This is a genomic window from Arenibacter certesii DSM 19833 (assembly GCF_000429545.1).
Taxonomy (GTDB): Bacteria; Bacteroidota; Bacteroidia; order Flavobacteriales; family Flavobacteriaceae; genus Arenibacter; species Arenibacter certesii.
On record NZ_AUCB01000021.1, the window covers coordinates 13,643 to 26,333 of the forward strand.

Consider the following 12,691-nt stretch of genomic DNA (forward strand, 5'->3'; position numbering starts at 1 on the left):
AAATTTGATAGGTTCATCCTTGATATTAAATATTGCCAAAATTAAATACTTACTTTGGTTATCATATAGACCGCTAATATGTACCAACATTTTTTTAAACGAGTACTCGACCTAGTGATAGCTTTAGTTATGCTATTACTATTAAGTCCAATTTTTATCTTACTAATTATCCTGTTATATATTTTTAATCAGGGCGAAGTTTTCTTTTTCCAAAAACGGCCCGGAAAAAATGAACGTATCTTCAGTATAATTAAGTTTAAGACCATGACCGATGAAAAGGATGCACAAGGAAATCTTCTACCCGATGCAGATAGATTAACCACGGTGGGTAAAATAGTGAGAAAGACTTCCATGGACGAGATACCCCAGTTGATCAATATTCTTAAAGGAGATATGAGTCTTATTGGTCCCCGCCCCTTATTAACCCAATATTTATCAGTTTATACGGAAAAAGAAAAACTTAGACATTCCGTCTTACCAGGAATTACAGGCCTTTCGCAAGTGTCTGGTAGAAATAATCTAGGTTGGGACGAACGGCTGAGCATGGATGTGGAATATGTAGAAAATATTTCTTTTTTACTTGATGCCAAGATATTTTTAAAAACTATAAAAAACGTACTTATATCCAAAGATATTGCAGTAGATGCTACTATAATGCCAAATTTAAATGATCACAGAAGAGAAGCTTAATTGGGCTATCTTGGTTTCTAGATGGGGCCGTAACGCAAAAGATGTTATTACCGCATATACACAGGGAGAATTGGATCGTTCCAGAATTAGTCTACTTATATACGAAGTAGAACCTTGTGGTGCTGCAAAAGTTGCAAGAAAAGCAGGTATAGAAACCCTACGATTACAAAGAAACCATTTTGAAAGCCAAGAGACCTATCAGAAAGAAATTTTAAAAATTTTAAAGCAAAGGGAAATTAACTATGTATTATTACTGAGTTTCAAGCATATTATTAAACAAGATTTATTGAAGGCTTTTACCAACAGAATAATTAATATTCATCCTTCCCTCTTTCCAAGTTTTTTAAGAACACATACGGCAATCCAGGAAGCTTTGGAGTATGGAGTAAAGGTTTCTGGACTTACAACCCATATTATTGATGAGGAAATAGATAAGGGAACAATTTTATGCCAAGAGGTAATTAAGTTTAAAAAAAACGAAACGTTTGAAACGGTATATCCAAAATTTGGAAAAAAAGGAAAAAAGATTGTCCTAAAGACAATCTCATTGATAGAAAAAAAACACTTTAAGAACAAAAAGTCCAAAAATCAAATATTACAATATTGAAAGTCCTATTCTTATTAAGCAGAATTGAAAAAAGTGGCGTAACACTTCATACCTTAGACCTTGCCCAGGGGCTTGTTGATCTAGGGCACGAGCTTGTTCTTATTACTGGTGGCATAACGGACAGAAACAATGAGTACTTAGTTAAAATTGAAAATGATTTTAAGAACCTAGGCACGGAAGTTAGAACATTTAAAACGCCATCGGGAAATATCCTTAATAAAATAGGTATTTCAACTGCTGCTATTTACCAAATCCTTAAGTGGATAAAAGAGCTTAAACCAGATGTAATCCATTCACAATCCCCTAATATGTCTTTTTTACCATGGATATTAGGCAAGCCATTTGTATCTACGATCCATAATGTGAATGTGCAATTGGAGAAAAGTTTTAAATATAAAAATCCCACTCAATTAATCGCTATAAGTAGAGAGTCCAAAGAATATGGCATAGAAAAATTAGGGGCAAAGCCAGACAGTGTTTCAGTAATATGCCATGGTATTTCCAAAAGATATGCCGAAACATCTCCTGAAAAAGAGCTAACACTGTTAAAACAAAAGTATAATCTGCCAAAAGAAAAAGTAATTATTGGCTATGTAGGTAGAATTACTGAGGACAAAGGATTGGATGTCCTCATTACTGCCTTGGAGAAACATCTTCCAACAACCACTACAGACAACATACATATCGTTTTTCTAGGTGATTATTGGTTAGAACCCGATGAAATTTGGCTACAAAATATAGTTGAAAAATCCGCACTAAAGAACCAAATAAGTATTGTACCTTTTCAGGATCCAAAACCGTTCTATGAAGTGTTCGATATTTTTGTACTTCCTTCCAAATATGAGGCTTTTGGCCTTGTATCCATAGAAGCAATGATGAGTAAGTGCTGCACCGTTAGGACTGACACTAATGGAGCTTTAGACCAAATTGATCATGATAAAGAGGGTTATATATTCCAAAACGGTAATGCCAAAGCATTGGCAGCTATTCTGCAGCCATTAATTGAAAACAAGGAACTTAGGGATTCCATTGCAGAAAATGGAAAAATAAAAGCATTGAAAAATTTCACTATAGAGGCCATGTCCAAAAAGACATTGGCTATTTATAATAAACTCACTTAACATCTTTAGCGCCATGTTAGATATAATAACAGAGAAGAAAGATTGGGAGAATGCTCTGGGGCAGTTAGGGGACTATGATTTCTATCATACGTATGATTATCATCACCTATCTAAAAATGATACAGAGGATCCTGTACTATTATTATACACCAATAATCATTTAACAGTAGCGCTCCCACTATTGGTCCGCCCTATTCTTAACACCCCCTATTTAGATGCCACATCGGTCTATGGCTATGCAGGACCATTATGCAATAACACCTCGGAATATAACGATTTTAAGGAGTTTCAAAATTGCCTTATGGCGTATTTTAAGAAGAGAAATATCATTTCTGTCTTTTCACGTCTTAATCCATATATTTCCAATCAGAATAACATCTTATCAGGTATGGGCAATGTAAATCCTAGTGGCAAGGTGGTTAATATAGACCTAACCCAAACTTTAGATGATCAACGTTCTGCATATCGTAGGGATACCAGAAGTAGAATTAATAAGGCAAGAAGATTATGTTCTGTTAGAAAAGCTGAAAATGCGGAGGACATTAGAAGCTTTATTGATATTTATATAGAAACTATGAAAAAATTAGAGGCAGATTCATCTTATTTCTTTGATGAGGATTACTTCTTTAATTTTTTAAAATGTAAGGATTTTGAAACGGAGATACTTTTGGCAATCCATAATGAAAGTAAAGAAGTGGTTGCCGGTTCCATGTTTGTAAAAACAAATAACATAATTCAATATCACCTTTCAGGAACCAATCCAGATTATATGAATATTACGCCCTCTCGATTGCTGCTAGATGAAATGCGCATAAGTGGTACTCAAGAGAAATTCACCTACTTTAATCTTGGTGGTGGTTATCAAAGTAAGGAAGATGCCTTATTTAATTTTAAATCATCCTTTTCCAAAGACATACGATTATTTAACGTGTGGAAATTTATAGTAGATGAAAACGTCTATAACGAACTAAAACAAGATGCCGCTATAACGGAAACCGATTTTTTCCCGGCGTACCGGGCCATTATTTAATAATTTATAAAAATACCCAAATGATTATTTTTATTGTACCCATAAAAAGTGCCCAAATATCCTCCAATTGGGAAGTGTTTTCAATTTTGGTAGAAAGGACCATGAGATCTATTTGCCAGCAGACAAGTAGTAATTTTAAGGTGGTAGCGGTTTGCCACGAAATACCGAAACTTAATTTTCAACATCCGGCTTTAGAATTTATACAGGTAGATTTTGACCCTCCTACTGCAAAAAATATTGAAAAATTGCAATCAGATGATCCATTAAACTATAGGAATGCCGCCAAAGAAGCTGATAAAGCTAAAAAGATAATGCAGGGCGTAGCTTACTCTAAAAAATATAACGCCTCCCATTACATGGTTGTAGATGCCGATGATTGCATTAGTAAGCATATTGCAAAGTTGGCAGAAGAAGATACCAACAATGTTCCTGGTTGGTTCATTAAACAAGGTTACATCTACAATGAGGGTAGCAATTTGATCTTTCTTAATAAGAATACTTTTAATGTTTTATGTGGGACCTGTATCGTTGTAAGATCGGAATATATAAATCAATTGTTACAGGAAAAACCATACCCACTTTACAATCATGACTTCACTACCTTGGGTACTGGTGAAAAGTTGCAGCCTCTACCCTTTCCTGGAGCTATTTATAGCATTGGAAATACCGAAAATTATTGTAGCACCCCGGAGGCAGTAAAGAAAATGAATTCCTATAACTTTCTAACTAAGGATTTCTATGAAAATATTATTAGAAAGTTAATGAAATACAGAGTTAAGCTTGTTACCGACGGTTTTAGAAAAGAATTTGGATTGACCAAACTGGATTTCAGCTCAGTTTTTACCAAGTAATTTCAATATTAAACTATATGAAATTCGGTTTACTGATTTTTCAAAAACCATAGGTGAATGTTCACTGTAATTGATAATAAGGACCAATGGAATGCGATATTAAAAGAAGTGGACACCTATAATCTGTATCACACGTACGAATATCATCAAATAACGAAAAGCAGTGAGGAAGCGCCCGTTATGATATGTTTTTCCGAAAACAATAGACCAATAGCTATCCCCTTATTACTTAGACGTATTCCCTATTCCAATTACAAGGATTGCACCTCTATATATGGATATGCCGGCCTTTGGGTTATCCTGAATGGATTAGCATAACACAGTATTTCTGAGAAAAATAACTTTGCCATGTGGTAATGTCGCAAAAACTATATTCCTCTTAAAATCGCGCTTATACCCAAGGGAAAACGACTACAAAAGAATAATATGTCTCATAAAGATTATTAGCTGATTTCTAGTTTCCAGCTATTTTATAACGTGACTAATTTTTGGATTTGCTTACAGATAAAATAGTTTTACGATAGACAGGATATGGGTATAAATAGCCAGTAGGGTTATCTCTAGAGGAAAGGTATAGGCCGTAAAAAACAAAACCCCCATCAATTACATGATGGGGGTTTGTTATTATCGCGATGTGATATTACTTCACTTCTTCAAAATCTACGTCCTCAACGTTATCGGCTTCTTTGGACTCTCCATTAGATGAAGCAGAATCCGCTCCGGCCCCTGCAGGTGCACCTTGTTGTGCCTCTGCTTGCGCTTTGTACATTTCTTCAGAAGCTACCTTCCATGCTTCATTAATCTTATCCAAAGCAGGTGTAATTACAGCTAGATCCTTAGATTCATACGCTTTCTTAAGTTCTTCCAAAGCTTCCTCGATTGGCTTCTTTTTGTCAGCAGACAATTTATCGCCAAACTCTTTCAATTGCTTCTCTGTCTGGAAGATCATACCATCCGCCTCATTCAGCTTATCTACAGTTTCCTTCGCTTTTTTATCAGCTTCTGCATTAGCTTCGGCCTCAGCTTTCATCTTCTTGATTTCCTCTTCAGTCAACCCGGAAGAAGCTTCAATCCTAATATCCTGACTCTTATTAGTAGCCTTATCTGTAGCAGATACTTTTATAATCCCGTTAGCATCAATATCAAAAGTTACCTCAATTTGTGGAATTCCTCTTTGTGCTGGTGGAATACCGTCTAAATGGAAACGTCCAATAGTTTTATTGTCGGTCGCCATAGGACGCTCTCCTTGCAGTACGTGAATTTCAACCGAAGGCTGATTATCTGCTGCAGTAGAGAAAACTTGTGATTTCTTAGTAGGGATAGTCGTGTTAGCGTCAATTAATTTAGTCATTACGCCACCCATAGTTTCAATACCTAAGGATAAAGGTGTAACATCTAATAACAATACGTCTTTTACATCTCCTGTAAGAACCCCACCTTGAATAGCAGCACCAACTGCAACTACTTCATCTGGGTTAACTCCTTTAGATGGCTTCTTGCCAAAGAACTTCTCTACCGCTTCCTGTACAGCTGGGATCCTGGTAGATCCCCCTACCAAAATTACCTCGTCTATATCACTTTTTGTTAAGCCTGCTGCTTTTAGGGCCGACTCACAAGGAGCAATCGTTCTTTTTACCAAATCATCTATCAATTGTTCGAATTTTGATCTGGTCAAAGTACGTACCAAATGCTTAGGTCCCGAAGCGGTAGCCGTAACATATGGTAAGTTAATTTCGGTCTGAGAAGAAGACGACAACTCAATTTTTGCCTTCTCTGCAGCTTCCCTTAAACGTTGCAATGCCATGGCATCTTTACGCAAGTCTATACCTTCTTCACTATTAAATTCGTCCGCCAACCAATCTATTACCTTCTGGTCTACATCATCACCTCCCAAGTGGGTGTCTCCTTCGGTAGACAATACTTCAAAAACACCATCACCCAATTCAAGAATGGAAACATCATGTGTACCTCCACCAAAATCAAAAACTACTATTTTTTGGTCGGTATCCTTCTTATCCATACCATAAGCCAAAGAAGCTGCGGTAGGTTCGTTAATGATACGCTCTACCGTAAGTCCGGCAATTTCACCAGCTTCCTTAGTAGCTTGTCTTTGTGCGTCGTTAAAGTAAGCAGGAACCGTAATAACAGCCCTAGAAACGGTCTGACCTAAATAATCTTCAGCCGTTTTCTTCATTTTCTGAAGAATCATGGCCGATAATTCCTGTGGTGAATATAAACGACCGTCAATATCTACTCTAGAGGTATCATTATCTCCTTTTACCACTTTATAAGGTACTCTATCGGCCTCTTTATTAGATTCCGAATATTTATTCCCCATAAAACGTTTAATGGAGTAAATGGTTTTCGTTGGATTGGTAACTGCTTGTCTTTTTGCAGGATCGCCAACCTTAATCTCACCACCCTCTACAAAAGCAATGACAGATGGAGTAGTTCTCTTACCTTCTGCATTTGGGATCACAACAGGCTCATTACCCTCCATTACGGAAACACAAGAGTTTGTTGTTCCTAAATCTATTCCAATAATTTTACTCATGTTTATGTATTTACTATGTTATGTTATAAATTCTTTTAATTGTTCTCGTCACTAATAAGACAAGGATTGTGCCATCACAAATAAATATGACAAGGTGGCAGTTCACCCTAATTTATCTCTTATTTCAGTGATTTTTCATACCTATTTGGGCATTCCCCTTTGGCATAAATAAGCCAAAGGGTCGTGCTTTTCATTGCTAGTCCCATTAACCGCCCCTAGTAGGCCGGCAAATGGGAGCTATACATTGCAATCACTAATGCGAAAAAACAATATTCAGATGTGAGATGTGAGTAGAAAGATGGACAGTATGTAAAATAAAACTTATTGGCACAATATACAATTGGTGCGTTTCTACTTCGGTTCATCTATAACGCTTCAAATTATCAAATTGAAAAATTGATTCATGGCTAAATTGATTCATAGGTACTATAATCCTATCTTTACTGCCAAAATAATAGTAATATAGATGGAATGTATTAGTGTTTTCGATATGCTGAAAATTGGGGTTGGACCTTCCAGTTCCCACACCTTAGGCCCCTGGCGTGCTGGTGAGCGATTTATTGGGGAACTAAAGAAAAAGAAAGTCTTCAACTCCATAAGAAGTCTCAGGGTAGAGGCCTATGGCTCCTTGGCCCTAACCGGAAAAGGTCACGCTACGGACATCGCTATTATGATGGGATTAACAGGTGCCGATCCAGTAACCGTTCCTATAGAAAGTATAGAAGGGATTATCCAAGAAATTAAAGATCGCAAAACACTTCATTTAGATACAACCCTAGAAATTTCCTTCGACCCAAAAACGGATATTGTATTTGTTAGGGAATTCCTTCCTTTCCATGCGAATGGAATGACCTTTATTGCCACTCTCGCGAATGGCAAAAAAATAGCGGAAACTTATTACTCTATTGGAGGCGGATTTGTAGTAAAGGAAGAAATGGCCAATTCCAAAAAGAAAAAAGAAGTTTTTAAAACGTTTCCCTTCCCCATACAAAATGGTGTACAGCTGTTGGCAACTTGCAAAACGGAAAATAAATCTATCTCAGAAATAGTCTTGGAAAATGAGCGCTCCTTACGCACCGATGCAGAAATAGACCAAGGTTTACATCACATTTGGGATACGATGCTTTCTTCTATGTACACCGGCTGCCATACCGAAGGACATTTACCAGGGGGCCTCAATGTTAGGCGACGTGCATACGATTCCCATGAAAAATTAAAAGGCAACCTACCCTACTCTACGCCAGAAGAATGGTTGCAGACCATTCGGAAAACAGAGGTGAAATTTCGATCAATCCTTAAATGGGTCAGCTGTTTTGCACTCAGCGTAAATGAGGTAAATGCCTCTTTAGGAAGAGTGGTAACTGCACCAACGAATGGGAGCGCCGGAGTAATTCCAGCAGTACTGATGTACTATATGGTCATTGAAAACCATGAAGCTGATTTTGAACATATAAAGCAATTCTTACTCGTTGCAGGAGAAATAGGCAGTATCTTTAAAAAAGGTGCCACTATCTCAGCCGCCATGGGTGGCTGTCAGGCAGAAATTGGCGTTTCCTCATCTATGGCAGCGGCAGCCTTAACCGAACTTATGGGCGGTACTCCAGAGCAAGTCCTCATGGCAGCGGAAATTGCTATGGAACATCACCTAGGCCTCACCTGTGATCCTATAGCAGGCTTGGTACAGATACCATGCATAGAACGGAACTGTATGGGTGCTATAAAAGCCATAAATGCCGCAGAATTGGCATTAGATGCAGATCCTGCCAATGCTAAGGTTCCACTAGATAAAGTAGTGAACACCATGTGGGAAACAGCCAAGGATATGAGCACCAAATACAAGGAGACCTCGGAAGGCGGACTCGCAGTAGGGGTATTCCTAAGTGATTGTTGATTTGGGATAGGCGTGGGTATAAAGTAGTGCCTATTGAGATTTTTGAACGTTGAATGTCCCTAATACAGATTGACCACTACTAAAGAAAAAAATATACGCACCTTCCTTTATTTGGCAGGAAGGTGGTTTGCCCAAAAGTGCAAGCCGGAGGGATAGAAAACTACAACAGAGCTTACGTTTGTACAAAGTGCATAGAAGGTAGTAATGAGACTGTAAGATTACTAAAATATCGCTGTTCTCTGATTAATGAATCTGTGTGCATAACTAGGGCTTAGGTTTCCTGTCTAAACCACTTATCCATAACATTGACCTGACTAGCGAACTCATACCAGCAATGAATCTTACTTCCCAGAAACGGTCAACTTTTATAAGATCTAAAAAATGGTAATGAATGGTCCCGTAAGTTTTCACGGGGATTATTAGCCAATTTAGAATAACGGCTTTTGCCAAAATTGGAAAGCTTCACGTGTAGCCCAACACCATTGGTACATTAATTCCTCCAGAGGATGAGATTTCTCAATCGAGAAAAATTGAGGATTATAGCAAAATGAATTGCCCTCAATTACAACTGATTTTGACCACGCCTACTTAAAGGCAGGCAAGCGCAATCTCCAATAATCCGGTAGCTGATCCCGCTGGTAGATAGGCATGGCCGGCTTTAGCAACCTTATTCGGTAAGCAAAAATAATGAACAATTAGCAGTGAAATCAGTGGCCAGTGACCAGTAAACAGGGAAATTCATACAACGGTCCATAACGCATTCATCGAATTAACCAATTTACAAATCTGCAAATCAGCACATTTTTAAATTACCAATTATTACATTGCTACATTAACACCTCTCCAAATCTTCAAAGGAACTCATCGTCAAATTTCCTATTGCTACAATTCCACAGTGGTCAATTGCTATATCAATACATTGATTCATTTCCAAACCACCCTTATTGGCACTTTTCTACATTGGTCAACTGTTACATTGATACACGAGTACATGACCAAATTAACAAATCGCCTCATTTCCAAATTGATCCAATCCTACTTTAATATATTTTAAATTCGCAACTATCCTAACACAGATACTCTCAAAAAATCCCACCTACCACTTATCAGGTCAATATTTAATGTAAAACACGTAACATATACGAGGTATCTCATCCTAAAAACAGGTTTATTTGTATACGAGGCTCCACCACTAGTCCGCGCCTTTAAGTCGCACTTTAACCATGGACGCTTTTAACCAACTAAAATGATGTCTATATGAGAACCTATCTACTAAATGCGGTATGGCTACTGCTATTACTATCCCTTGCCTGTAAAGAAGCTCCCAACGAAACACGCTCCACTGCAACTTTGCCAGTTTATAAGGATGTACCCTATTTTCAGGATTACAGTATAAAATATATGTCTAATAATGAAGATCTTGAATTATATTCTGCCTATATGGATAGGAACAAATTAATCCAGATTGCTTCCTCTAAAGGAGTACTGCGCACGCACGATGGTCAGTTTCTGTACCCAGGAATACTTATGCAAGACAAAACCTATAGACCTCTTACCGATAAAAATATTACAGCAATGACCTTGTATGAGGATCAGTTTATATATTTAGATGATAAAGCGGTCCTTAGCAATGCTTGGGCAGGTACACTATACCTGAAGCACGATTTACCCAAAGCCTCCCTATTTTCCGCAGGTAGGGATTTTAGCTTTTTAATTAGCGACGGTAGCGCTCTACAATATGTGAGCAAGAATAATAAAGGATGGAAAGGGGAAGTCGCCAATGATTTAGTCATTAGTATTGAATTCGATAATAAAAAAAGTATCTACTATATCCTTGGAAAAAAATCGGTAACCGCATTCGACCCCAATAAACAAAGCCAAACAAAAATTGTCGAAGGGGAGAATTTCACCTCCTTGGCAATAATGAATGCCAATTTAATCATAGGTACTTTAGATGGATATCTAGAAGTGGCTTCTGCTACGGGAAAAAAAATTAGTGAAACGCATAAAGATTTACCGTGGACCGAAATAACCTGTATAGAAAACATTGATGGGAATCTTTGGTTTGGATCCACAAAGGGCGCCTTTATGCTAAAAGAGGACGGCAAATATAATTACTATTACGGAAAAAGATGGTTGCCAGGAAATATGGTACGTCATATTTCAAAAGCGAACGATGGTTCTATCCTAATTCTAACCGATGACGGCCTGGGTCAAATCGTTTTTGAGGAAATGACCCTCTTTGATAAAGCGCAATATTTTGAAAAACAAGTACGACATAGACACATTCGCTTAGGGTTTAATTCCACCTTGGTAGATCTAGATAATGGAAATATTGATTCTGGACGACTCTCAGATTCCGATAATGATGGACTATGGACCACCATGTATTTAGCCGGACAAGCATTCCGTTATTCAGTAACCAAATCAGAAGAAGCATTGCAAAACTGTATGGAAGCTATGGATGCTATGGAGCGACTTTTCGATATTAATCCAGTGCCAGGATTTCCTTCCCGCTCCTATGAGCGAAGTGGATATATAGAGCGTTTGGGAGACCCTGAAAGATGGCAGCATACAGATGATCCTGAATGGGATTGGAAATCTACTACTAGTAGTGATGAAGCAATAGGACATATTTTCGCCTATGGAGTAATGGCCGAACTTATGGATAATGAGCTGAAAGACCGTGCCATTGTTCTGATAGACACCCTAATGAGTCATATAGTAAAGAACGATTTGTACCTCGTTGATTTTGATGGCAAACCTACCACCTGGGGACGTTGGAACCCAGAATATGTAAACGAAAGGCCCAAAATGGTGGGGGATCGAAAGATTAATGCTTCCAATATTGTAGCTATGTTGCAAACAGCCTATCATTTTACTGGTAAGGAAAAATATAAGGAAAAAGCCTTCGATCTTATGGAAAATCACGGTTATCTGGACAACTTAATGTGGCCCATGAAAGATGTGGCTATGGCTCCTGATGATGCTGACGATTGGAGCAAAATGCTGTCCGAATCCTGGAACCATTCCGATGATGAAATGTACTTTCTAGGGTATTGGGGATTGTATAGGTATGCTTTTAACGATACCCTTAAAACAAAATTCAAAGAATCTATAATTGATCATTGGGAAATTGAAAGACCCGAAAAAGAAGGGGCCTGGAATATTATGACTGCATTAACGGGCACACAAGAATTTGATCTGGAAGAAGCGGCGTGGTACCTTAGAGAGCACCCAATGGACTTGGTTACTTGGGATATTATGAATAGTCATAGAAAAGACATCACCTTTATAGAACCCAATTTTAGAGAACAGACCCTCACCGAAGTATTACCTCCAGATGAAAGGCGAGTTCAACGTCATAATGGCAATATGTTTCGTCTAGATAAGGTAGGGAATGATGGCGGAGAAGAGTATTCTGCAGGGGATATTTGGCTCCTGCCCTATTGGATGGGACGATATTTAGGTATTATAAGTGAACCAATGGTGGAGTAACTAGAATAAAGATTTGAGTTCCTCCCTCGGGCGGGCACGAGCGTACGAGCTTTAGTCAACATAAGTTTGGTGGGTTTATAAGGTGTATTTAGATCATTTAGGTAGAAGTGTATATTTAAAAGACCTCCACTTTATACCGGAAAAGTCATTACACCATGCTGTAATGGTCGGACTTCTTCTGGACTTGTTTATATAATGATGAATTTTCGCTCCCTTTGGTTTCGACCTTTCAGGAGGGGTTAACGAAAATTCAGCTCAAATTTTCAATAATTTTTTTTGATAATTAAAGTAGGCGTTTATTTTTGGTCAAGTTTATTACCTGATAATCAGCGTCTTGAATAATTATATAGATGAAAATTATTCCTCTAGGGAGGCGCAAGGAGGCTAACTTTATACAATATAAATCAAGGGTACCTATATAAATCGGTGAACTTAATTGATACTATTAA

General features: G+C 37.8%; 9 protein-coding genes. 8 read left to right on the forward strand and 1 reads right to left on the reverse strand.

What is annotated here, in order from left to right; genetic code table 11:
- The first annotated feature begins 78 nt into the window (after positions 1-78).
- The 6 genes from G466_RS0111820 to G466_RS0111845 are packed head-to-tail and all read left to right on the forward strand — an operon-like array spanning position 79 to position 4,617.
- Positions 79-690 carry a sugar transferase gene (locus G466_RS0111820; protein ID WP_026813854.1) on the forward strand — a complete coding sequence of 204 codons (612 nt, stop codon included), beginning with the start codon at positions 79-81 and terminating at the stop codon, positions 688-690.
- Positions 668-1,297 carry a formyltransferase family protein gene (locus G466_RS0111825; protein ID WP_026813855.1) on the forward strand — a complete coding sequence of 210 codons (630 nt, stop codon included), beginning with the start codon at positions 668-670 and terminating at the stop codon, positions 1,295-1,297. The genes G466_RS0111820 and G466_RS0111825 overlap by 23 nt, the downstream gene beginning before the upstream one ends.
- Positions 1,294-2,418, forward strand: coding sequence for a glycosyltransferase family 4 protein (locus G466_RS0111830; RefSeq protein WP_026813856.1), 1,125 nt, complete (start codon positions 1,294-1,296; stop codon positions 2,416-2,418). The genes G466_RS0111825 and G466_RS0111830 overlap by 4 nt, the downstream gene beginning before the upstream one ends.
- A 13-nt stretch (positions 2,419-2,431) precedes the next feature.
- Positions 2,432-3,448: a GNAT family N-acetyltransferase gene (locus G466_RS0111835; protein ID WP_034235468.1), complete on the forward strand. Its 1,017-nt coding sequence runs from the start codon at positions 2,432-2,434 to the stop codon at positions 3,446-3,448.
- 20 nt (positions 3,449-3,468) lie between these two features.
- The gene (locus tag G466_RS0111840) at positions 3,469-4,299 is read left to right on the forward strand and encodes a hypothetical protein (RefSeq protein WP_026813858.1); all 831 of its coding nucleotides are present in this window, start codon (positions 3,469-3,471) and stop codon (positions 4,297-4,299) included.
- A 57-nt stretch (positions 4,300-4,356) separates the two neighbouring features.
- Positions 4,357-4,617 (forward strand): hypothetical protein, encoded by a 261-nt coding sequence (locus G466_RS0111845; protein ID WP_026813859.1) that lies wholly within the window; start codon positions 4,357-4,359, stop codon positions 4,615-4,617.
- A 322-nt stretch (positions 4,618-4,939) separates the two neighbouring features.
- Here G466_RS0111845 and dnaK read toward each other — a convergent pair whose 3' ends face one another.
- Positions 4,940-6,853, reverse strand: coding sequence for a molecular chaperone DnaK (gene dnaK, locus G466_RS0111850; protein WP_026813860.1), 1,914 nt, complete (start codon positions 6,851-6,853; stop codon positions 4,940-4,942).
- Between the two features lie 466 nt (positions 6,854-7,319).
- On the opposite strand from dnaK, the gene G466_RS0111855 reads away from it, so the two are divergent.
- Both G466_RS0111855 and G466_RS0111860 read left to right on the forward strand, forming a co-directional pair.
- Positions 7,320-8,744, forward strand: coding sequence for an L-serine ammonia-lyase (locus G466_RS0111855; protein ID WP_026813861.1), 1,425 nt, complete (start codon positions 7,320-7,322; stop codon positions 8,742-8,744).
- A gap of 1,257 nt (positions 8,745-10,001) precedes the next feature.
- The gene (locus G466_RS0111860; protein WP_026813862.1) at positions 10,002-12,242 is read left to right on the forward strand and encodes a ligand-binding sensor domain-containing protein; all 2,241 of its coding nucleotides are present in this window, start codon (positions 10,002-10,004) and stop codon (positions 12,240-12,242) included.
- The last annotated feature ends 449 nt before the right edge of the window (positions 12,243-12,691 follow it).